The organism is Rhodococcus sp. NPDC057014, from assembly GCF_042673295.1.
In the GTDB taxonomy this organism is placed as follows: domain Bacteria; phylum Actinomycetota; class Actinomycetes; order Mycobacteriales; family Mycobacteriaceae; genus Rhodococcus_F.
Genome location: NZ_JBHUSF010000055.1, coordinates 15,426 through 36,969, shown reverse-complemented (window position 1 = coordinate 36,969; position 21,544 = coordinate 15,426). Strand labels below are relative to the sequence as shown.

24 protein-coding genes are annotated in these 21,544 nt (G+C 68.4%); 6 read left to right on the top strand and 18 right to left on the bottom strand.

What is annotated here, in order from left to right; genetic code table 11:
- On the bottom strand, positions 1-1,343 hold a 1,343-nt coding region (gene entS, locus ACFTZB_RS14160), incomplete at its 3' end, for an enterobactin transporter EntS (RefSeq protein WP_378432393.1).
- 152 nt (positions 1,344-1,495) lie between these two features.
- Between entS and ACFTZB_RS14155 the strand changes: the two genes are divergently transcribed.
- Both ACFTZB_RS14155 and ACFTZB_RS14150 read left to right on the top strand, forming a co-directional pair.
- Positions 1,496-1,738, top strand: a complete 243-nt coding sequence (locus ACFTZB_RS14155) for a phosphopantetheine-binding protein (RefSeq protein ID WP_378432392.1) — start codon at positions 1,496-1,498, stop codon at positions 1,736-1,738.
- A gap of 75 nt (positions 1,739-1,813) precedes the next feature.
- Positions 1,814-3,157, top strand: coding sequence for a YhgE/Pip domain-containing protein (locus ACFTZB_RS14150; RefSeq protein WP_378432390.1), 1,344 nt, complete (start codon positions 1,814-1,816; stop codon positions 3,155-3,157).
- Between the two features lies 1 nt (position 3,158).
- On the opposite strand, the gene ACFTZB_RS14145 is transcribed toward ACFTZB_RS14150, so the two are convergent.
- Positions 3,159-3,368: a hypothetical protein gene (locus tag ACFTZB_RS14145; RefSeq protein WP_378432389.1), complete on the bottom strand. Its 210-nt coding sequence runs from the start codon at positions 3,366-3,368 to the stop codon at positions 3,159-3,161.
- Between the two features lie 116 nt (positions 3,369-3,484).
- Here ACFTZB_RS14145 and ACFTZB_RS14140 point away from each other — a divergent pair, with 116 nt between their 5' ends.
- Together ACFTZB_RS14140 and ACFTZB_RS14135 are read left to right on the top strand one after the other, a co-directional pair.
- Entirely contained in the window at positions 3,485-5,026 is a 1,542-nt protein-coding gene (locus ACFTZB_RS14140; RefSeq protein WP_378432387.1) for a bifunctional 3'-5' exonuclease/DNA polymerase, read from the top strand.
- Positions 5,027-5,109: 83 nt separating this feature from the next.
- Positions 5,110-7,332, top strand: coding sequence for an MMPL family transporter (locus ACFTZB_RS14135; RefSeq protein ID WP_378432385.1), 2,223 nt, complete (start codon positions 5,110-5,112; stop codon positions 7,330-7,332).
- Here ACFTZB_RS14135 and ACFTZB_RS14130 read toward each other — a convergent pair.
- The 6 genes from ACFTZB_RS14130 to ACFTZB_RS14105 are packed head-to-tail and all read right to left on the bottom strand — an operon-like array spanning position 7,329 to position 11,136.
- On the bottom strand, positions 7,329-8,180 hold the full coding sequence (locus tag ACFTZB_RS14130) for a DNA-3-methyladenine glycosylase family protein (RefSeq protein ID WP_378432383.1): 852 nt from the start codon (positions 8,178-8,180) through the stop codon (positions 7,329-7,331). The genes ACFTZB_RS14135 and ACFTZB_RS14130 overlap by 4 nt on opposite strands.
- Positions 8,177-8,833, bottom strand: a complete 657-nt coding sequence (locus ACFTZB_RS14125) for an alpha-ketoglutarate-dependent dioxygenase AlkB family protein (protein WP_378432381.1) — start codon at positions 8,831-8,833, stop codon at positions 8,177-8,179. The genes ACFTZB_RS14130 and ACFTZB_RS14125 overlap by 4 nt, the downstream gene beginning before the upstream one ends.
- Positions 8,834-8,838: 5 nt before the next feature.
- Positions 8,839-9,549, bottom strand: a complete 711-nt coding sequence (locus ACFTZB_RS14120; protein WP_378432379.1) for a 2OG-Fe(II) oxygenase — start codon at positions 9,547-9,549, stop codon at positions 8,839-8,841.
- Positions 9,546-10,145, bottom strand: coding sequence for a methylated-DNA--[protein]-cysteine S-methyltransferase (locus ACFTZB_RS14115; RefSeq protein WP_378432377.1), 600 nt, complete (start codon positions 10,143-10,145; stop codon positions 9,546-9,548). Before ACFTZB_RS14115 ends, ACFTZB_RS14120 begins: the two co-directional genes overlap by 4 nt.
- Entirely contained in the window at positions 10,142-10,633 is a 492-nt protein-coding gene (locus ACFTZB_RS14110) for an RNA polymerase sigma factor (protein WP_378432375.1), read from the bottom strand. Before ACFTZB_RS14110 ends, ACFTZB_RS14115 begins: the two co-directional genes overlap by 4 nt.
- Positions 10,630-11,136 carry a methylated-DNA--[protein]-cysteine S-methyltransferase gene (locus tag ACFTZB_RS14105; RefSeq protein ID WP_378432373.1) on the bottom strand — a complete coding sequence of 169 codons (507 nt, stop codon included), beginning with the start codon at positions 11,134-11,136 and terminating at the stop codon, positions 10,630-10,632. Before ACFTZB_RS14105 ends, ACFTZB_RS14110 begins: the two co-directional genes overlap by 4 nt.
- A gap of 94 nt (positions 11,137-11,230) precedes the next feature.
- Between ACFTZB_RS14105 and ACFTZB_RS14100 the strand changes: the two genes are divergently transcribed.
- Entirely contained in the window at positions 11,231-11,782 is a 552-nt protein-coding gene (locus tag ACFTZB_RS14100; RefSeq protein ID WP_378432371.1) for a ribulose 1,5-bisphosphate carboxylase large subunit, read from the top strand.
- Here ACFTZB_RS14100 and ACFTZB_RS14095 read toward each other — a convergent pair.
- The 4 genes from ACFTZB_RS14095 to ACFTZB_RS14080 form a co-directional block, all read right to left on the bottom strand.
- Positions 11,779-12,516 (bottom strand): SDR family NAD(P)-dependent oxidoreductase, encoded by a 738-nt coding sequence (locus ACFTZB_RS14095; protein ID WP_378432370.1) that lies wholly within the window; start codon positions 12,514-12,516, stop codon positions 11,779-11,781. The genes ACFTZB_RS14100 and ACFTZB_RS14095 overlap by 4 nt on opposite strands.
- Entirely contained in the window at positions 12,513-13,538 is a 1,026-nt protein-coding gene (locus ACFTZB_RS14090; protein WP_378432368.1) for a phosphotransferase family protein, read from the bottom strand. The genes ACFTZB_RS14095 and ACFTZB_RS14090 overlap by 4 nt, the downstream gene beginning before the upstream one ends.
- Positions 13,535-14,746, bottom strand: coding sequence for an acyl-CoA dehydrogenase family protein (locus ACFTZB_RS14085; protein ID WP_378432366.1), 1,212 nt, complete (start codon positions 14,744-14,746; stop codon positions 13,535-13,537). The genes ACFTZB_RS14090 and ACFTZB_RS14085 overlap by 4 nt, the downstream gene beginning before the upstream one ends.
- Before the next feature lie 99 nt (positions 14,747-14,845).
- Positions 14,846-15,466, bottom strand: coding sequence for a TetR/AcrR family transcriptional regulator (locus tag ACFTZB_RS14080; protein WP_378432365.1), 621 nt, complete (start codon positions 15,464-15,466; stop codon positions 14,846-14,848).
- Between the two features lie 119 nt (positions 15,467-15,585).
- On the opposite strand from ACFTZB_RS14080, the gene ACFTZB_RS14075 reads away from it, so the two are divergent.
- Positions 15,586-16,044, top strand: a complete 459-nt coding sequence (locus ACFTZB_RS14075) for an SRPBCC family protein (protein ID WP_378432364.1) — start codon at positions 15,586-15,588, stop codon at positions 16,042-16,044.
- On the opposite strand, the gene ACFTZB_RS14070 is transcribed toward ACFTZB_RS14075, so the two are convergent.
- The 6 genes from ACFTZB_RS14070 to ACFTZB_RS14045 all read right to left on the bottom strand — a co-directional run bounded on the left by ACFTZB_RS14070 (position 16,041) and on the right by ACFTZB_RS14045 (position 21,481).
- Positions 16,041-17,030 (bottom strand): NADPH:quinone oxidoreductase family protein, encoded by a 990-nt coding sequence (locus ACFTZB_RS14070; protein ID WP_378432362.1) that lies wholly within the window; start codon positions 17,028-17,030, stop codon positions 16,041-16,043. The two genes, ACFTZB_RS14075 and ACFTZB_RS14070, sit on opposite strands and share 4 nt — an antisense overlap.
- A 3-nt stretch (positions 17,031-17,033) precedes the next feature.
- Entirely contained in the window at positions 17,034-17,792 is a 759-nt protein-coding gene (gene fabG / locus ACFTZB_RS14065; protein WP_206013288.1) for a 3-oxoacyl-ACP reductase FabG, read from the bottom strand.
- A 76-nt stretch (positions 17,793-17,868) separates the two neighbouring features.
- The gene (locus ACFTZB_RS14060; RefSeq protein ID WP_378432359.1) at positions 17,869-18,669 is read right to left on the bottom strand and encodes an SDR family oxidoreductase; all 801 of its coding nucleotides are present in this window, start codon (positions 18,667-18,669) and stop codon (positions 17,869-17,871) included.
- Positions 18,670-18,792: 123 nt separating this feature from the next.
- Positions 18,793-19,488 carry a TetR/AcrR family transcriptional regulator gene (locus tag ACFTZB_RS14055; RefSeq protein ID WP_276140334.1) on the bottom strand — a complete coding sequence of 232 codons (696 nt, stop codon included), beginning with the start codon at positions 19,486-19,488 and terminating at the stop codon, positions 18,793-18,795.
- A 44-nt stretch (positions 19,489-19,532) separates the two neighbouring features.
- A complete protein-coding gene (locus ACFTZB_RS14050) occupies positions 19,533-20,294 on the bottom strand; it encodes an SDR family NAD(P)-dependent oxidoreductase (protein ID WP_378432356.1) in 762 nt (253 codons plus the stop codon).
- A 41-nt stretch (positions 20,295-20,335) separates the two neighbouring features.
- Complete coding sequence (locus ACFTZB_RS14045; protein ID WP_378432353.1) at positions 20,336-21,481, bottom strand: acyl-CoA dehydrogenase family protein; 1,146 nt, start codon at positions 21,479-21,481, stop codon at positions 20,336-20,338.
- Between the last annotated feature and the right edge of the window lie 63 nt (positions 21,482-21,544).

Below are 21,544 nucleotides of genomic sequence, written 5' to 3'. Positions count from 1 at the left end.
GGCTCTCTACTCGCGCCCCCGGCGGGGGGGGCCGCCCGACACCCCCGCGCGGGGCGGCTGGCCCCCCCTTCCCCGCGCCGGGGGGCGGGGCGGGGGGGCGCCCCCCCGCGGCCCCCCCCACTGCTGTAGGTGCGCAGTCCCTTCAAGGCCACCGCGAGAACCGCCAGCACCACGATGCCGCCGGCCCCGTAGAGGAGGAACGCCTCCCGCGGGCCCACCGCGGCGCCGACGGCGCCCGCGACGAGCGCTCCGGCCGCCGAGCCGGTGGAGATCTGGGCGCCCCACACGCCGGCGACGCGTCCGCGGTACTCCTCGGGGGTCTCGGTCTGGATGACCGCGTACCGGAGGATGTCGCCGAGCACACGCCCGAATCCGTGTGCGGCGAGACCGAGGAACGTGACCGCGATCATCGGGACCGCGCCGACGCCGATCAGTCCGGCCGACGCGATCATCGCCGCGAGGAACACGATCAGGCCACCGCGCCGCGCGGTTCCCGTCCAGCCGCTCGTGAGCGATCCGGTGAGGGCGCCGACGGCGGGGGCGCTGTAGAGCAGTCCGGTGGCGGCCGGCCCGGCGTGGAGAACCTGGCTCGCGTAGGCGGGCAGCAGCACGTTCCAGCCGGTCAGCATCATCGCGCAGAAGCCGACGAGCAGTGTCCCGCCGACCACGGAGTCCTTGGCGGCGTAGGTGAAACCGCTAGCGATCGACCGAAGCGGACTCTCGGTGTTCTTGACCGGCGGCGGCAGCGATGGCAGCCTGGCGATGCAGTACGCGGTGATCCCCGAGGACACCGCGGCGAGAACGTAGTTGGTGCCCACGGACGTCGCGGCGATGATCACACCGCCGATGGCGGGTGACGCGACGGTTCCGAGATCGGCCATCACGGTCATCAACGCGCCGGCGGCGGCCATCTTGTCCTTGGGCAGCAGCGACGGGATCACCGCCATCAGTGCGGTCGCGGAAATGCCGCCTGCGAGGCCCTCGATCACGCCGCACAGGTAGATGATCCACAGCTGGGGTGTAGGCAGGAACGCGTTGACCGCGAGAATCGCGAAGGCAACCCCTGCGGCGCCACGGGCGAGCGAGATGACCGGCCTGCGGTCGTACCGGTCGGCGATCACGCCGCCGAACAGGGTGCCGATGAACACCGAGGAGCCCACGACGATGCTCGCCGCGCCCACTGCCAGTGTGGAATTCGTCATGTCGTACACCTGCAGCGGCACGGCAACCAGCAGCAGACCCAGACCGAAGATGGAGATCGTGCGGGCGATGAAGATGTATCGGAACTCGCGACTCGTCCGGAGAGGCGTCAAGTCGATTGCGTATCGCGATAATCCAGCCATTGTCATCCATTCACATTCGGTTGCAACAGCTCTCCGTTTCGCCGTTCGCGCGGAGAGCAACTATGCTTAGGCTTCACTAACCCAGAAACCTACCCCATGCGGCCGAACCGGCTCAACGCGCCGTGGTCCGGCCGACGCACCGGAGGACGACAGTGAGTTCCGCTCCCAGCACAGTTCCGACCCGCGATCGAATCCGCGCCGATGTCGCCGACGTCCTCGACGTCCCCGTCGCCGAGATCGACGACGACGCCAACCTCCTCGACGAGGGTATGGACTCCGTGCGCGTGATGGCGCTGGTCGAACGGTGGCGCGCGGACGGCGTCCAGGTCGATCTCGTCGACCTCGTCGGTGAGCCGACGCTCGACGCCTGGTTCGAGGTCACTTCGGCGCACTGAGCGGCCCCACCGCCTACTCTTGATCCGGCTGGTCGATCCGGGGAGCGACACGGACACGGGAGGACGCGAGGGGCCATGGCACACGAAACCAGTGATACCGGCAAGATGAGCGTGCTGCGGACACCGCGGTTCTGGATTGCCCCCGTGCTCCTCGTCTCCGTCGTCATGTCCCTGCTCGCCGCCCTGTACATGGGCGGCATGCTCAATCCCCCCGAGCACCTCCACCACTTCCCCATCGCCCTCGTCAACCAGGACGAGGGCGACACCCTGCCCAACTCCGATCCGCCGCAGCAGCAGAACTTCGGCAACCAGATCGCGGCGGGCCTCCTCGAGGGCGTCGACCCGAACAAGATCGAACTGCGGCAGATCGGGATCGCGCAGGCCCAGTCCGCACTCGACAACGGGGAGATCTACGGCGCGATCGTCATCCCGAGCGACTTCACCAAACGCACACTCATCCTCGCCCAGGCCAGCGTGATCCCCGGGGACGTCGAGCGTCCCGTGATCACCATCTACACGAATCCCCGCGCCGGCACGATCAGCGCGAACCTCGTCCAGAACATCGGTGAGATGGCGATGGACAAGGCCAACCAGACGATGGGCGAACAGCTCACCACCCAGGTGACGCAGCAACTCCAGGCGACGGCCCCCGATCTCCAGCTGTCGGGGGCGAGCCGGCTGGTGCTCGACGACCCCATCGACGTGCGGGTCGTGGCCCACAACCCGCTGCCGGACGGCACCGGTTTCGGGCTGGCGGCGTTCTACTACGCGCTGCTGATCGTCCTCGCCGGATTCACCGGTGCAACGATCGCGAGCACCCTGATCGACGGCATGCTCGGATTCACCCCGACCGAGGTCGGGCCGCTGTACCTCCACAACGAGGCGGTCCCGATCTCCCGTTTCAACACCCTGCTGATCAAATGGGCGGTGATGGTCGCGCTGGCGATGATCGTGTCCGGGCTCTACCTGTGGATCAGCTCCGCCCTCGGGCTGCCGATCACCGATCCGCTCGCGCTGTGGGAGTACGGCGCGTTCGCGATCGCCGCCGTCGGGATCACGGCGATGTCGGTGATGGCCGCGTTCGGTAATCTGGGCCTGCTCATCAACCTGCTGGTCTTCGTCGTCCTGGCGCTCCCCTCGTCCGGGGGCACGATCCCGCTCGAGGCGGCGCCGCGGCTGTACACGTGGCTCGGTGAGTTCGAACCGATGCACCAGATCTACATCGGGGTGCGCGCCATCATGTTCTTCGGCGCATCAGGCGACGCCGGCCTCATCCACGCCGTGTGGATGACCCTCGCCGGACTGCTCATCGGCCTCGTCTTCGGTGCCGTCATCACCCGGTTCTACGACCGCAAGGGTCTGCACCGCCGTCACAAGGCACAGACTGAACCCGCACCGGTGGACGCGGCCGGGACGTGAGTCACGCGGGCGCGGACGACCAGGCCGAGCCGAACTGTTCGTACCAGGGATGCGGGGCGGGCACCGCCGCCAGGATCCGCTCGACGAACCGATCGGGGTCGCCGAGTTCGGCGAGTCCGACTCCGCGGCGCTCGTAGTCGGCGAATCGGTCGTGCAGTCCGGCGATCACCTTGTCGGTCACCGTCTGCTCGAACTCTTCGATGGTTGCCATCGGATGCCCCTCCTTCCGGCGAGAAGCGTCTGCGTTCAGTGTAGTGCCGACCTGCGGATTCACCCCCGTCCGGCGGCGGATTGTCGCCTGTCGGTGGCGCAGAGCAGACTGGGCCCGTGAGAGTGGTCATGGTTCCCGGCGCCGAGGGTGGCGCGACGACCGTTCGCACCGATGCAGAGGGAGTCCCGGTCGAGTCGCCGCGTCGGCACTCCGACGGCGTGGCCGCGGTCCGCGACATCGAGGCAGCCGAGCACCCCCGCTGGGTCTGGACGAGTACCGCCGCCGTCTATCCGGCGCTGCTGCGGGCCGGGGTGCGGGTGCGGCGCTGCCACGACCTCGCACTCACCCATGCCGTCCTCAGCATGCGCGACGGTGTTCCCGCACCGCCGGCCGACGAACCCGTCGACGAACGCCCCGGCCTGTTCGACACCGCACCCGTCACGGATCCGGCGCAGGTGGTCACGGATTTCGCGCAGCAGCGGAAGACGATCGGTGACGATGCGAAACTCGACCTGCTGGTGGCCGCCGAGTCCGCGGGAGCGCTGGCCGCCGCAGAAATGAGTGTCGACGGGCTGCCGTTCTCCACCGCCGCCCACCGCGCGTTCCTCGAGACGACGCTCGGGCCCCGGCCCGCCGGGTACGACCTGCCGCAGCGCATCCAGGACGTCACCGTCGAGATCGGGGCGGCGTTCGGCCGTCGCATCAACCCGGCGTCCCACGTCGAGGTCGTCGACGCCTTTCGCCGCGAGGGCATCGAACTCGCGTCGACCCGCAAACACCTGCTGCGCGACGTCGATCACCCTGCCGTCCCGCTGCTCCTGCACCATCGGGATCTGTCCAAGCTGTTCAGCACGAACGGCTGGCAGTGGCTGGAGAGCTGGGTCCGCGACGACCGGTTCCGCCCGGTCTACGTTCCCGGCGGCGTGGTGTCCGGCCGCTGGGCGAGCCGCGGCGGCGGCGCACTGCAGATTCCGAAACCGCTGCGGTCGAGCGTGATCGCAGACCCGGGCCATACGTTCGTCATCGCCGACGCCGGCCAACTCGAACCCCGCATCCTGGCCGCCATGTCGGGTGACACCCGTATGGTCGCCGCCGCGGGCGCCGACGACCTGTACGCACCGGTCGCGGCGGAGACGTTCGACGGTGACCGCGGCAAGGCCAAGGTCGCGATCCTCGGTGTGCTGTACGGCGCCACCTCCGGCGAGGCCCGTTCACTGCTCACCCTGCTGCGCACCCGCTTCCCCGTCGCCGTCGAATACGTGGAGAGGGCGGCCCGCGCCGGTGAACGCGGCGAGGTCGTGCACTCGTGGCTCGGCCGCGCCTGCCCGCCGCCGTCACCCGACTTCTGGTCCCACGGCAACGCGCGGTCCCGCGGCCGGTTCACCCGAAACTTCGTGGTGCAGGCCACGGCATCAGAGTGGGCGCTGTGCGTGCTCGCCGATCTGCGACGCCGCCTGGCCGACGAACCGGACAGCGAACTGGTCTTCTTCCAGCACGACGAGGTGATGGTGCACACCCGGGACCCGGAGTCGGCGACGCGGCACGTTCTCGGCGCCGTCGACGTAGCCACCCGGTTGCTGTTCGGCGAGACGCGGGTGCGGTTTCCGATGGATGTGGCGGTGCGGGACTGTTACGCCGAAACCTCCGACGAGGCCTGACCCGCGCAGATTTCCGGTGTCGCGGGTGCGCCCGGCGTGGTGTACTGGGACGCACTGCTGGCGGGGGCGGCGAAGGAGAACCCATGACGAAGCTGGATTCGACGGACTCGAGCACGAGCGGCGAGAAGTCGCGCAGATTTCGCTGGCCCGCGTTCACCATCGTGGCCATCGCGATCGCCGCGTTCTTCGCGGGCGGTTTCGGGGGGTCCTTCCAGGGGAAGCTCACCGAGGTCCAGAAGAACGACAACGCCGCTTACCTGTCGAGTTCCGCCGAGTCGACGATCGTCACCAACGAGTCGTCCAAGTTCCTCACCGTCGAAACCATCCCCGGTTTCGTGCTGTTCCACAGCGACGCACCGCTCACCGATCAGGACAAGGCCGCCGTCGCGCAGGCGCACGACGCCATCGCGGCCGTCGACGGCGTCGATGCCGAAGGCATGTCCCAGCCGCAGTTCTCGGAGGACGGCACCACGGCGTCGATCTTCGTTCCCCTCGTCGCGAAGGAGGACGGCACGGCGGTCGCCGGCGACGTGCTCGCCGCCACCGAGGAGAACGTCCTCACCGCCGCGAAGGACGCCGCACCCGGACTCGAGGTGCTTCCCGCCGGTCCCGGCGGTCTGCTGGTGGCGTTCATCGACGCGTTCGCCGGTCTCGACGGCGCCCTGCTGGGGGCGGCACTGCTCGTGGTGGTCCTGATCCTGCTGGTGGTGTACCGCTCCCCGGTGCTGTGGTTCTTCCCGCTCTTCTCGGCACTGCTGGCGCTCGGTCTGGCGTCGATGGTCATCTACTTCCTCGCCAAGGCCGAGGTGCTCACGCTCACCGGGCAGAGTCAGGGCATCCTGTTCGTCCTCGTGATCGGGGCGGGCACCGACTACGCGTTGCTCCTGATCTCCCGCTACCGGGAAGAACTGCACTTCTACCCCAGCCGATTCGACGCCATGACCAAGGCCTGGAAGGAGTCCGCCCCCGCCATCACGGCGTCGGCGGTCACCGTCATCCTCGGCCTGCTGTGCCTGACGTTCTCCGAACTCAACTCCAACAAGAGCCTCGGGCCGGTCGCCGCGATCGGCATCGCGTGCACGTACCTCGTGATGATGACGTTCCTTCCCGTGGCACTGTCCGCGGCGGGACGATGGGTGTTCTGGCCGCGGAAACCCAAGGTGGACGAGGCCGCAGACCTCACCACACACGGCCTGTGGGGCAAGATCGCCTCCCAGGTCGGAAGCAAGGACCGCCCCCTCTGGATCGGGACGACGGTGCTGCTGGCCGTGCTGTTCCTCGTCGGCATCGGCAGCCTGAAGACGGACGGGCTGTCGTCTTCGGAGAACTTCACCAACCGCCCCGACGCCGTCGTCGGCCAGGAGTTGTACGACTCCAAGTTCGATCCGGGCGCCGGCGCGCCCGCCGTCATCGTCACCAACGCCGATCAGACGGACGCGGTCATCGCGGCCGTGACCGGTGTGGAGGGTGTGTCGACGGATCCCGGCGCGGTGTGCCCGCAGGTCGATGTCGAGAAGCTGTCCGCCCTCGTCAAAGCGAACCCGGCGGCGGTGGCTTCGGCGGCCGGGCAGGGGTGCGCACCCGACTTCCTCACCGCCGCACCGATCGACGGGCGAATGGTCGTCAACGTGACCCTCGCCGATTCGTACGATTCCCCGGAAGCCCTCGATACGGTGAAACGACTGCGGGACGCGGCGCACGCCGTGCCCGGCGCCGACGCGCTCGTCGGTGGCAGCACGGCAACCACTCTCGACGTGCAGACGGCGTCGGTGCACGACCGGAACCTGATCATTCCGATCGTTCTCGTCGTCATCTTCGTCGTGCTGGCCCTCCTGCTCCGCGCGTTGCTCACGCCGATCATCCTCATCGCCACCGTGGTCCTGTCGTTCGCGGCGACGCTCGGCGTGTGCGGCCTGTTCTTCACCCACGTCTTCCATTTCGCGAACGCGGATCCGGCGTTCCCGCTGTTCGCGTTCGTGTTCCTGGTGGCCCTCGGCATCGACTACAACATCTTCCTGATGACGCGGGTGCGCGAGGAAACCGAGGAGCACGGCACCAAATCCGGTGTGCTGCGCGGTCTGGCGGTGACCGGTGGGGTCATCACGTCGGCCGGTGTGGTGCTCGCCGCGACGTTCGCGGTGCTGGGTGTGCTGCCGCTGGTGTTCCTCGCCGAGGTCGGCTTCGCGGTCGCGTTCGGCGTGCTGCTCGACACGATCATCGTGCGCAGCATCCTCGTCCCGGCGCTCTCCCACGACATCGGCAAGAAGATCTGGTGGCCGTCCGCGCTGGCGAAGGCCAAAGACTAATACGCTTCCGCCGTCCACAGGTGAAACAGGGCGTACGCCCGCCACGGCCGCCACGCCTCGGCGAGTTCCGCTGCCTGCCTGCCGGTCTTGACCCCCATCGCCCGTTTGAGGACGAGGTCGTCGGGTGCGAACGCGTCCGGGTCGCCCAGTACCCGCACCGTCAGATAGTCCGCCGTCCACGGGCCGATGCCGGGCAGCGCGAGCAGGCCGGTCCGGAACTCGGCCGGGTCGGTGTCCGCGCCGAGGCGCAGTCCGTTCGACGCGGCCTCGGCGAGCGCGAGCACCGTCCGGGCCCGGGCCCCGGTAAGGCCGAGGGTCGAACGGAACTGTTCGGGTGCGAGCGCCGCCAGCGTCTGCGGTTCGGGGAACGCGAAGAATCCGTCGTGGACGAGCCTGCCGTACGCGGCCACGAGCCGGCTGCCGAACGTCCGGGCAGCGGCCAGCGAAACCTGCTGCCCGAGAACGGTCAGGACCGCCGTCTCGAATCCGTCCACGCTCCCCAGGCGCCGCAGTCCCGGCCGTTGCGCCACCAGCGGCGCGAGCTGCGGGTGGCGGCTCAGCGCGGCGTCGATCGGCACCGGATCCACGTCGAGGTCGAGCCAGCGCCGGACCGTGGCGGTCAACGCTTCGACATCATCCGGGTCCGCCGGTGTCAGGTCCGCCTCGACATACCCGCCGGCGGGGCGCACGAGAACGGACACCAGCGCCGGACCGTGCGGGCCGTTCAGCACCCGGGTGTGGGTTCCGTCGGGGTCGTGCCGCTCGAGCCCGGCCACGGTGTGCGCGCGGAGCGCGCCCCACAGCGGCGCATGGGTGAACGGACCCCGATACGGCAATCGCATTCTCATGTGTCCTCGAGTCCCGTCACCCGCAGCGTGATGTTCAGTCGCCCCGTCGTCAACCCGCAGTCCGGATCACTCGTGCCGGGAAACACTTTCGGCACTCCGTGATACGCGAAGCGGGACTCGCCGCCGAACACGAACAGATCGCCGGACAGCAGTTCGACGTCGGTGTACGGCTTGGTGCGGGTGGCAGTATTCCCGAACCGGAACGTGCACGTGTCGCCGATGCTCAACGACACCACGGGCGCGTCGGATCGTTCCTCCTTGTCCTGGTGCATGCCCATCTTCGCGGTGTCGTCGTAGAAGTTGATCAGCGCGGCATCCGGTGTGTACCCGGCGTCGGGCTCCCCGTAGGCGTCGCCGACCGCCCGCCGGCCGAGTTCGACCAGCCAGTCGGGCACAGGCGCGACGCGACCACCGCCCGCGTCGTCGGCGGTGCGCGAGTAGGAGTACGGCTTCCAGTGCCAGCCGAGGCACACCGTCTGCACCGACATGCGGTGTCCCGTCGGCAGTTGCGCGGCCCGCATCGGGACCGGCCCGGTGGCCCATCCCCGGCATTCGGCCACCAGGTGGCGTTGCTCGGCCGGCGTGAGCCAGTCGGGGACGTGGACGGCGCCGGGCGCCACCACGGTCCGGGGTCGGGGTATCAAGGCAGACATCACGGTCACTCCGCGTCGTGCAGGACCAGGCCGAGGGTCCGGCGGGTGCCGCGCCTGATGGTGCTGACGCCGTGCCGTACCGGTCCCGTCGACCAGCCGCGGGTCGAGCGCACGGGACGGTTCCGGGTGGTGAAGATCAGCGCGTGACCCTGCCGAAGCGTCGTCACCGTGCCTCGCGACTGGGCGCGGGGCCGCTGCTCGACGAGCATGAACTCGCCGCCCTCGTGATCCACCCCCGGTCGGTCGAGTCCGATCACCACCTGCAACGGGAACACCAGGTCGCCGTACAGGTCGCGGTGCAGCGCGTTCCAGTCGTTCGCCCGGTAGCTGAGCAGGATCGGCGTCGCCCGTTTCTGACCGGCGTCGTGGCACATGTCCAGCCATTCGTCCAGGGTGTCCGGCCACGGCGACGGCTTCCTCAGCTTGACCGCCCAGTCCCGTGCCACGGGAAGCAGTTTCGGGTAGAAGGCGGCGCGGAGTTCGGCCACGACCTCCGGTAGCGGATAGTCGAAGTACCGGTACTGTCCCGAGCCGAAGCGGTGCCGGGCCATGTCCACGGTGGACCGGAAACGCTCGACCTCCTCGTACATGTCCGCGATCTGCCCGCATTCCTCGGCGGTCAGGATCTGCTCCGATTGCGCGCATCCCACGGCGTCGGTCTCGGCGTGCAGCGTCGGCCAATCCAGAGCGTTCACGCGTTGCGTCACGGTGCTCATGCCGCCTCCAAGTTCAGCAGAATCGACTTGGCCTCCGGCCCACCGGCGTACCGACCCATGCTGCCGTCGCTGCGGACCACCCGGTGGCAGGGCACCACGACGGGCAGCGGATTCAGCGCGCACGCGGTGCCGACCGCGCGCACCGCTTTCGGACTGCCCGCGGCGACCGCGACCGCGGCGTAACTGGCAGTGTGCCCGTAGTCGATGTCGGGGAGGTGGCGCAGCACTTCGAGCCGGAATCCCTTGGACAGCCGGAAGTCCAGCGGGACGTCGAAGCTCGTGCGCCTGCCGAGGAAGTATTCGTCGATCTCGTGGGCGACCCGGTCGAGCCGGGCGGGTGCGCGCAGGATCCGGGGACTGATCTGCTCGGCGAGGGTCTGCAGCACGGCATCGTGATCCTGGCTGGGGAACGCGACCCGCACCAGCCCGCGGTCGGTGGCGGCGAGCAGCAGCGAACCGACCGGGGTGTCGAGTGTCCGGTACGCGACGTCGAGGAGCCCGGCTTCGGCGGCGGCGGCGGCGAGACGCTCACGCAGTTTCTGCTCCACCGGGGAATCCAACGGATACAGGGAGTAGACGATGTCGGGCATGTTCATGTGATGTCTCCACTCACAGAGATCGAGAGGGTCTTGCGTAGCGCCGCAACGCCGTCCGCGGCCGCCCGCCGCGACGCGGCCGGAGAGTTACCCAGGATCACCGCGATCTCGGTGTACGGCAGCCCGGCGAGGTAGTGGTACGCCACCGCCGCCCGCTGCTTCATCGGCAGGGCACCGACCGCTTTCCACAACTCCGGGTCGTGGCCGCCGGGAAGCCCGCGGTCGGTGGTCTGCTCCGGCAGATCGTCGGTGGGGACGGGCCGCCGGTCGCGCGCACGAATGTGGTCGAGCGCCTTCCGGTGCGCGATCGTCACCAGCCACGCCTCGACGTTGCTCTCCGGACTCAGATCGGGGTATGCGCGCATCGCGGCGATGAATGTCTCCGACCACGCGTCCTCGGCGTCCACCGGACCGACCACGGCCCGGCAGACCCGCAGGACCGTCGGGCCGTGCTCGGCCACGACGTCTTCGAACGGCTTCAGCGTCATCGGCTCAGCCGGAGCCCCGCCCGTTCCGCTTCGCGTTCGAGCAGGAACCGTTTGCGGTCGAGACCGCCCGCATACCCCGTCAGGTTGCCGTTGCTCCCGATCACCCGGTGGCACGGAATGATGATGCTGATCGGATTCCGGCCGTTCGCCGCCGCCACCGCGCGAACCGCGGTCGGGGTGCCGAGCGAATCCGCCAGCTGACCGTACGTCCACGTGTCGCCGTACGGGATGGTGCGCAGCGCGTCCCACACCCGTTTCTGGAACGGGGTGCCCCGCGCGGCGAGCGGGACGGTGAAATCGGTCCGCCGGCCGTCGAAGTATTCGGCGAGCTGGGTGGTTGCCTCGTCGAACCCTGCGGTCTCGCGGGCGCCGAACGTCGCAGGATTCGGCTGATGCCTGTGTTCGACCATGTAGATGCCACTCAGCACCCCGCCGACGCTCACCAGCGTCAGGGGGCCGATCGGCGAATCGATGACAGTGTGTGCTGCTCGGTCGGCATTCACGGTGCCAATCCTTCCAGGTGTACGGGCCTCTGAAAGGTAGACGTCTGCCACGACCGAAACGTGAGATGCGGAATGCATCAGGCAGGATGGGCCGATGGCTCTCGTACAACTCGGCACCCGCGACCTGGTGCGTACCGTCACCGGCATCGCCCGGTGGTCGGTGGACACCGCTGAACTCGTCGTCTCCCTTCCCGGCCGGATCGGCGTCCTCCTGGACCAGGTCGAGGTGCTGATCGCCCGCATCGAGGCGATCAGCGACGGTGCCGAGATCGCGGTGGCGCGGGCGAACGCGGTTGCGGAAGCGGCGGCCACCGTCGTCGCCACGGCGGGGACCACGTCCGCGTCGGCGCAGACCCTGATCGGCCTCTACGAGCCGCTCGCGACGAAGGCCGCGCCGCTGGCGCAGCGGTTCGTCGACGACCTCACCGAGGAGGAGATTCACGCCGCGATCGGGTTGGTGGACCACCTGCCCGAGCTGACGATGCGCATGGAGGGGCTCATGCCGATCCTGGCGACCCTCGACACCGTGTCGCCGGAGATCCACCAATTGCTCGAGGAGGTCCAGGGGGTGCGTCAGGCGATCCAGGGCGTCCCCGGGTTCAAGTTCTTCCGCAAGCGCGGCGAGGCGCAGGAGGACGAGGACTAGGCGCGGTAGCCGTCCGTTCCGGCCCGTCCGACGACGATCTTCGGGACCACCGCGCGCGAGGACAGTCGCAGCACGGCGTCGACGAGTTCGACGATGTCGTTCACCTCGATCATCGTCTCGGGTGGAATCGTGTCGTGCGTCCACGCGGCCATGTCGGTGTCGACGTACGCCGGGGCGAGTGCGGTCGCGGAGATCCCGTTGCCGGACTCCTCCACGTTCAGTGTCTCGGTAAGCGAGATCAGCGCGGCCTTGGTCGCCCCGTAGACGGCGAGCCCAGCCTCGGCGTACACGCCGGTGATCGATGCCAGGGCGACGACCTTGGATCCGCGTCCCGGGTTCTCCGCCGCACCGGTCCGGAGCAGCGGCAACGACTGCTGTAACAGGCTGAACGGCGCCCGCAGGTTCACGCCCAGACTCTTGTCGAATCGGCGCATGGGGAATTCGCCGATGGCGCCGGCGGTGCCCACACCGGCATTGAGTACCAGTGCGTTCAGCGAACCGAAGGCGTCGGCGTGGGCCTCGACGACGCGTCCCGCCGATTCCTCGTAGGCGAGATCCCCGGCGACCACGACGACGTCCTTCGCCCCCGCGGTCCGCAGGTCGGCGGCCACCGCTTCGAGCCGCTCCCGGTCGCGGGCCGTGATCGTCAGCCCGTACCCCTGCTCCGCGAGCCGGGTGGCGATGCCGAGTCCGATGCCACGCGAGGCGCCGGTGATCAGTGCGCTGCGGCTCATACGGTCTGTCCTTTCAGGGCGCGCAGGCCCGCGGCGATGAATTCGGGCACCGCGTCGCCCGCCTTGTCGAATCCGTCACCGACGGTGGCGCCGGCCCGGTAGCGGTGGTTGATGCCCTCTGCGATGACGGCGAGCTTGAAGTTCGCGAGCGCCAGGTAGAAGTTCCAGTGCACCAGGTCACGCCCCGAGGCCAGCGTGTAGCGCTGCGCGAGATCGTCGGCCGAGGGCAGTCGCGGGCTCGTCCACGCCGCCGGTTCGCCGAGCACCAGGTCGAGAGCCGGATGCCGGTAGACGCACATCAGAGCGACGTCGGTGAGCGGGTCTCCGAGGGTCGAGAGTTCCCAGTCCACGACGGCCGCGACAGTGCTCACGTCCCCGGGCGCGAGGATCGTGTTGTCGATGCGGTAGTCGCCGTGCACGATCGACGACTCTGACTGCTGCGGAATCGACTCGGCCAGCGCGGCATGCAGGCGGTCGACGTCGGCGGAATCCGTCGTCTTCACTCGCGCCCATTGACTCGCCCACAGCTTCACCTGCCGGGCCACGTATCCGTCCGGACGACCGAGTTCCCCCAGCCCGACGGCGTCGTAGTCGACGTTGTGCAACGCGCCGAGCACACGGACCAGTTCGTCGGTGCACGCGTCGATGTCGGCGTCGGACAGCGCGTCGAGTTCCGGTTTGGTCCGGATCACCTGACCCGTCACGTGTTCGACCACGGTGAACGGCGCGCCCATCACGCTGTCGTCCTCACACAGCGCGACGGTCGCGGCGACCGGCACGTCGGTGCCCTGCAGCGCCGAGGTGATGCGGAACTCGCGGGCGACGTCGTGCGCGGAGGGTGTGAGCCCCGCGGTGGGCGGCCTTCGCAGCACCCACCGCGAGGAGTCGTCGAGAATGGCGTACGTGAGGTTGGACTTGCCGCCCGAGATCAGGTCGGCCCGCAACTCGCCATTCAGAGGGACATTCGAATCGGACAGGAACTTCTGCAGAGCAACGAGATCGAGGCCGCGATGTTCACTCATGCGCCTGCCTCCCGCGCGGCTTTCTTCGCGGCACCCACCACGCGCTTGGCGATGGCCCAGCGGTGCACCTCGGACGGTCCGTCGTACACGCGGAACGGCCGCACCTCACGGGACAGCCGGGCGAGGGGCAAGTCGCCGGACACGCCGAGGCCGCCGCACATCTGCACGGAGTTGTCGACGATCCGGAAGATCGCCTCCGCGGCGTAGGTCTTCGCGATGGAGGTCGAGTTGCTCGCGTGGCCGCCCTGATCGAGTTCCCAGCAGGCCCGCGTCAGCAGTGCCCGGGTGGCGGCGATGTCGATCTCGTTGTCCGCGATCATCTTCTGGACCATGCCGAGATCGCCCAGCTTGCCGCCGAAACCGTCACGCTGCGCGACGTGCGCCACGGCGACGTCGTGGCCGCGGCGCGCGGCACCCAGCCAGCGCATGACGTGCGTCATCCGGGCGGGCCCGAGCCGGACCTGCGCGTAGGCGAATCCCTGGTCCACCTCGCCGAGGACCCCGCTGTCGGGGACGAACAGATCCTCGAAGAACACCTCACAGTGCCCGCCGATCATCGCCCGGTCGAGGGTGTCGATGTGACGCCCCACCGTGAGCCCCTCGGCGTCGGCCGGCGTGAGGAACATCGTGGCGCCGCCGCGGTCGCCGGGCACGCCGGACGTGCGGGCGAAGATGATGAAGAATCCGGCGCCGTCGGCTCCGGTGATGAAGTACTTGTGGCCGTTGATCTTCCACCCGCCCGGCACTTTCTCGGCGCGCGTGGTCAGCGCGGACGGGTCGGAACCCGCTCCGGGCGACGGCTCGGTCATGGCGAACGCCGACCGCACGTCGCCGTGCGCCAGCGGGGCGAGGAACCGCTCCTTCTGCTCGGGGCTCGCGATGTGCGCGAGCATGTGGACGTTGCCCTCGTCGGGTGCGCCGATGTTCAGTGCCGTCGGGCCGAACAGCGAGTAGCCGGCGGCCTCGAAGACGGGCGCGCGGTCGGTCATGTTCAGGCCGTGTCCGCCGTACTCGACGGGTGCGTGCGGGGCGAAGATCCCGGCGTCCTTGGCCGCCTTCTGCATCTGCACGCGCAGGGTGTCGCCACCGGCGGCGGTGATGTCGCCGCCGTGCTCGTCCTCGATGGGCAGCACGACTTCGCGGATGAACGCCTCGGTCTTCTCGACGAGTGCGGTCACCTCGGGTGCATAGGACAGATCGATCGCCACAACTACCTCCAGTCAGTACGGCGACTCCGGTACCGACCGATCACTCGCTCGGTCGAAGTCGTTCCCGAGAATCCCACAGGTTCGGAACGGGGTCAAGCCTCAGCCGGATGCGCCGACGGCACTCCTCGCGATCGCCAGGTACCGCTCGACCAGTTCGTCGGGCGACAACGACCCGTCCTCGCGGTACCAGGTGGACACCGCGACGCACATGGTGACCACGGCGCGGCTCGCGTCCTCCGGGAACGGTGTCCGGAAATGCCCGGCCGACACCCCGTCGCGAACGATGTCGTCGAGCATCTCCTGCTGCTCGTCGCGCAGCGCGATGTACGCCCGCCTGCTCTCCGGTTCCATGCTCCGCGTCTCACGGGACGCGACGAACGCCTGTTCCCGCCGGAACATGTGGAACCGCAGCAACGACTCGATGACCGCGTCGAACCGATCCCCCGGCGTCGGTCCCGCCTCGGACACCGCCGCGCGACTGCGATCGAGGAGATCCCGCATCACGACATTCGTCAGCCCCACCAGCAACGCCTGCTTGGAGGGGTAATGGTGATAGAGACCGGGGACCGAGAGGCCGGCGCGGGACGCGATCTCACGGATCGACGCGCCGTCGTAGCCCTTCTCGACGAACGCCGCCAGCGCCGCGGCCAGAACCTTCGACAACCCCTGGTCGGTGTACTCACGCCACGAACTGCCGCGCTGGGTGCCCTCTACCGTCATGGGTCCTACGGTAGAACAGGAACCCGCCGCTCCCGTGCCGTGGTCGCGGGAGTTGACTAGAGTCGAACGAGGTCGCCCAGATCGACAGCCTTCTCCGACAGAGAGCCAGGGACCACCCGATGATCCACGTCCGTCACTCCGCGATCGCAGCCGTGCCCCTCCACGTGGCCTTCGCGTACATCGACGACTACCGGACGGTCCCCGACTGGATGTTCGGAGTCTCGGAATTCCGTCCGATCGGCGAATTCGACCAGGGGCTGGAGTCGACGTTCGACGCCGCGATACACATCGGCCCGAGCACCCTGCGCTCCCGCCTCGAGGTCACCGAGTGGGTGCAGGACCGGGTGATCACCCTGGCGTCACTCGACGGCGCCGCCAACTCCTCCACCTGGGAGTTCACCGCGCACGGTGAGGACAAGACCGAGATCAGCGTGGACTTCGCGTACAAACTCCCCGGCGGTCTCACCGGCAAGGCCCTCGGTCTCATCGTCGAACCGTTCGTCGAAACGGCCGTGAAGAACACCGAGGCCACCCTGCGGCACAACCTCGAGGAGCTGTACGCGAAGCGCACCCGCTAGCGTCCGGGCAGGAACGCCAGCCGGCCGACCGTCGTCCCCTCGCCGAGGCGTCCGATGCCGTCCGCGACGTCGGTGAGCCCGAGTCGCTCGCTGATCATCGGTGTGATCTCGCCGGCCGCGGCCATCCGCGTCAGCTCGTCGTGACACTGTCGGATGGCGGCGGGGTCGTACGCGTTGTACAGGCCCCAGTGCAGCCCGATGATCGAGTAGTTCTTGATCAGCGCGTGGTTCAACCCGGGTGACGGGATGGTGCCGCTCGCGAACCCGATCACGATGATGCGCCCCTCGAACGCAATGCACTTGGTCGACTTCGTGTAGGAGTCGCCGCCCACCGGATCGAACACGACGTCCGCACCGCGGCCGTGCGTGAAGTCCTTCACGGCCTGGACGAAGTCCTCGCTGTGCCGGTCGATCACGAGGTCGGCACCGAGTTCCCGCGTGTAGGCCGCCTTCTCGGGCCCGCCGACGACGCCGATCACCTTGGCGCCTGCCGCCTTGCCCAGTTGCACGGCCGCGCTGCCCACTCCACCTGCCGCGGCCTGCACGAGCAGGGTTTCGCCGGGCTGGATCTGCGTTCTGCGATGCAGCGCAAACCATCCCGTCTGGTACCCGATCGACAGTGCCGACGCTTCGGCGTCGTCGAGGGCCTCCGGGGCGGGGAACGCGGTGGCCGCCGACATGACGGCCAACTCCGCGAACCCGCCGTTCGGCAGGCTCGGCATGCCGATCACCCGATCGCCGACGGAGAACCCGGTGACGCCCGCTCCGAGTTCGACCACCTCGCCGCACAGCTCCACGCCGGGAGTGAACGGAAGCGGCGGTGTGATCTGGTACTCACCGCGGCACAACAGAACATCCGGGAAGTTGGCGGCCGCGGAGAGCACCTTGACCAGCAACTCTCCGGGCTTCGGCTCGAGGTCGGGGATGTCCTCGAACGTCAGGACGTCCCGCGGCTGACCCAGTTCGTGTACACGCCACGCCTTCATCGATCAGTCCTTCGGTCCACCGGCGACGTAGACGACCTGCCCCGACACGAATCCGGCGCCCTCGCTGACGAAGAACGACGCGGTGTGCGCGATGTCCTCGGGCTGCCCGACACGGTTGACGGGGATCTGCGACGCCGCCGCCTTCTTGAAGTCCTCGAAGCCGACGCCCACCCGCTCGGCGGTCGCGGCCGTCATCTCGGTCTCGATGAACCCGGGCGCGATCGCGTTCGCGGTGACACCGAACTTTCCGAGTTCGAACGCCAGGGTCTTGGTGAAGCCCTGCATGCCCGCCTTCGCGGCGGAGTAGTTGACCTGCCCGCGGTTGCCGAGCGCGGACGTGCTCGACAGGTTCACGATCCGGCCGAACTTGGCGTCCACCATGTGCTTCTGCACGGCCCGCGACATCAGGAACGCGCCACGCAGGTGCACGTTCATCACGGCGTCCCAGTCGTCGACGGTCATCTTGAACAGCAGGTTGTCGCGGGTGATTCCGGCGTTGTTGATCAGGATCGTCGGGGCGCCCAGTTCATTGGCCACCCGCTCGACTGCCGCGGCGACGGACGCCTCGTCGGCGACATTCGCGCCCACGGCGAGCGCTTCGCCGCCCGCGGCCTTGATCGCGTCGACGGTGCCGGCACATGCGGCCTCGTCGAGGTCGAGCACGGCGACGGCGTATCCGTCGCTCGCCAGCCGCTTCGCGACGGCGGCGCCGATGCCCCTGGCCGACCCGGTGACGATGGCGGTTCTACGTTCCTGGCTCACTTGTTTCCTCCATGCTGGTTGTTCTCGGTCTTCGTACGGTCTTTGCGCAGTTCGCTTCTCGGTCGGGTCAGGACGGCTAGGCCAGGAGCGACGCCTGGTAGCGGCGCATGCCCCGGATCCATCGGTCGTAGTCGGCGCCCTTGTGCCGGTACATCTCCAGCACCTCGGGGTGCGGAAGGATCAGGAATTGCTCGGCTTCCATTGCGGCGAGCACGCATTCGGCTACCTCGGCAGGCTCGAGCACCGAACCCGCGGCGGTGACGGCGCGTGCGGCGGTGGCCGACAGGGCGGCGTCGTCGGTGAGCAGTGCGGTGTTGACGCCCATCGGGCACAGACAGCTGACGCGGACGCCTTTGTCGCCGTATGTGACCGACAGCCATTCGGCGAATCCGACGGCGGCGTGCTTGGTCACCGAATACGGGGCGGAACCGATCTGGGTGAGCAGCCCGGCGGCAGAGGCGGTGCTGACGAAGTACCCCTCCCCGCGCTCGATCCAGCCGGGAACGAGGCGGCGGGCCGCCCGGACGTGCGCTCGGACGTTCACATCGAGGGCGAGGTCCCACACGGCGTCGTCGGGTTCGAGTTGGTCGCCTGCCGCGACACCCGCATTGGCGAAGTAGAGGTCGACGGGCCCGAAGGCCTGCTCCGCGGCGTCGATGACCGACGCGATCTGAGCATCGTCGGACGCGTCGGCCTGCACTGCCAGCGCAGCGCCGGGATTCTCGGCGTCGATTCTCCGGACGATCGTTTCCAGCCTGGTGCCGTCGAGGTCGGTGACGACGACCTTGGCACCCTCGGCGGCGAGCCGCTCCGCAAGTGCACTGCCGATTCCACCTCCGCCACCGGTGACGACGGCGACCTTCTGCGCAACCTGCACGAGATTCCTCCCTCGAGGGGACACGGACGTGGCCCCAGTCTTCCACAGAAATCACCTGAACCCGGTGTCGGATTCAGTTTTGCGGACCGAAGTGTCCCACACGCTCACGCCGCCGGCGAGAGCTCAGCTCCGCTCGGGGAACCTCAGTCCGTTCGCCCAGATCCGCGTCGTCGTGAACACGACGTCGTCGAAGTCGACAGGAGTGCCGTCGGTCCCGTTCACGCTGGCCACGAACACGTTGTACGCCAGCCTGCTGACCATCCCCGACAACGCCCGCGACGCCAGCATCGGGTCCAGTTCCCTGTCTGCGATACCCCGCGCCTGGAGCTCGGCGATCCCCCGCGCGTTGCGCGCGATGAACGCGTCGGCCCGCTGACGCCGCAGATCCGCGAACGCCGGATCGATGTGCGCCACCTGCTCGAGCAGCCCCATCAGCTTGGCGTTGCGCCGGTAGGCCTCCAGGTAGGCGCGGTTGCTCGCCTCCAGCACCGCGTAGGGGTCGTCGGTGTCCTGGACCCGCTTCATGCCCGGATGCATCATGTCCTCCTGCGCCACCTCCAGCACGGCGGCGAAGACCTGCTCCTTGTTGTCGAAGTACGTGTAGAACGACCCCGTCGAGCAGTTCGCTTCCTTCGTGATGTCGGTGAGCCTGGCGTCGAGGTACCCGGACCGCTCGAACACCGTCCGCGCAGCCGCCACCAGCGCCGCGCGCGTGCGTGCACCGCGAGGGGTCGCCGGAGGCTCCCGCAGCAGATCGGTGGCCGCCATCGACGGGGCGGGCTGGTCGTCCCACTCTTCATGGACGGTGCGCGTGGTCATTTCCTACTTATACGCCAGCACCGCAGCCCCGCCCAACCCAGCGCTCAGGTGATGGTGATGCCGCCGTCCACCGCGATCGTCTGACCGGTGACGTACGCGGCGGCGTCCGACGCGAGCCAGACCACGGTCGCGGCCAGCTCCTCCGGGTCACCGAGGCGACCGAGAACCAGACGCGACTTCATCGATTCGAGGTACCCGTCCTGGTACTGGTCCGTCATCTCCGTCTCGAAGAATCCGGGAGCTATCGCATTCACCCGGATGCCCTTACGGGCACCCCACTGCTGCGCCAGATCGCGGGTCAGACCGATGACCCCGGCCTTGCTCGCGGCATACGCGGCCTGCGGAAGTCCCGCGGTCGTGAGGCCCAGCACGCTCGCGATGTTCACGATCACGCTACCCGGCTTCATGACCCTGCCCGCCGCCTGCGCCGCCCAGTACGAACCGTTCAGGTTGATGTCGACGACCTGCCGGAACTGCTCCGGCGTCTCCCTCGTCGCGGGAACGGCAGTACCGACGCCCGCGTTGTTGACGAGAACGTCTACGCGGCCGAACTTCTCCATCGCCTCGTCGATCATGTTCTGCGCCTGCGCCGGGTCCACGATGTCCGTCGCGACGCACAACGCCTCACGTCCCGCCGCCCGCACCAGTTCCGCGGTCTTCGCCAAACGGTCGGTGCGGCGCGCAGCCAGCACCACGTCGGCGCCCGCCTCCGCCGCCGCCTGCGCGAACGCCACCCCGAGGCCCGACGACGCACCGGTCACGACGACCACTCGATCGGTCAAGCTGAACTTGTCGAGAACGGACATACGAAGCGACTCCTTTGTCGTCGGGCTGTGGGGGTGCGGACTCAGAGGCCGAGGTCGCGGCCGATCAGTTCCTTCATGATCTCGTTCGAACCGGCCCAGATCTTGGTGACACGAGCATCCATCCATGCACGCGCGGCACGGTATTCGGTCATGAACCCGTAGCCACCGTGCAGCTGCACGCAGTGGTCGAGGACCTCGTTCTGCACCTGGGCAGTCCACCACTTGGCCTTGGCGGCGTCCACTGCCGTCAGTTCACCGTCGGCGTGTGCGGCAACGCAGTTGTCGACGTACGCCTGGGTGACCTCGACACGGGTGACGAGATCGGCGAGAAGGAACTTGTTCCACTGCAGCGACCCGATGGGCTGCCCGAATGCCTTGCGGTCCTTGGCGTACTGGATCGTCTCCTCGAGGATCGGCGCGGCGTGCGCGATATTCGAGACGGCGGCGCCGACACGCTCCTGCGGCAGCATCTCCATCATGTGGATGAAACCGCGATCGATCTCACCGATGATGTTCGCCGACGGCACACGCACGTTCTCGAAGAACAACTCGGCGGTGTCGGACTCGTGCTGGCCGACCTTGTCGAGCTTGCGTCCGCGCTCGAAGCCCTCCATGCCCGTCTCGACGGCGAACAGCGTGATGCCCTTGGACTTCTTCTCGGGGCTGGTGCGCGCGGCGACGATCACCAGGTCGGCGTTGTAGCCGTTGGTGATGAACGTCTTGGAACCGTTGATGATCCAGTCGTCGCCGTCCTTGACCGCAGTGGTCTTGAGCGAGGCGAGGTCGGACCCACCGGAGGGCTCGGTCATGCCGATCGCGGTGAGCAGTTCACCGGTGCAGAACCTGGGCAACCAGCGCTGCTTCTGCTCCTCGGTCGTCAACTGCACGAGGTACGGGGCGACGACGTCGGCGTGAATGCCGAAGCTCGACGACACGGCCGCACTCGCCCGTGAAAGCTCCTCGGCGAGAACCGCGTTGAACCGGTAGTCGCCGGCCTCGCTTCCGCCGTACGCCTCCGGGACCTCGAGGCCGAGGAAACCGTTGCGGCCCGCTTCGAGCCAGATCTCCCGGTCGATGAAGCGCTGCGCGATGAGCTTGTCCGCCACCGGCAGCAGGTTGCGGTTCACGAACTCCCGGGCCGATTCGCGGAATGCCTCGTGATCGGGGCCGTACAGGGTGCGTCGCATGACCGCTCCTTCTGGATATCGAGCTTTGACTGGTTCACGCTTCGAGCATGTAAGCGTCTGCTT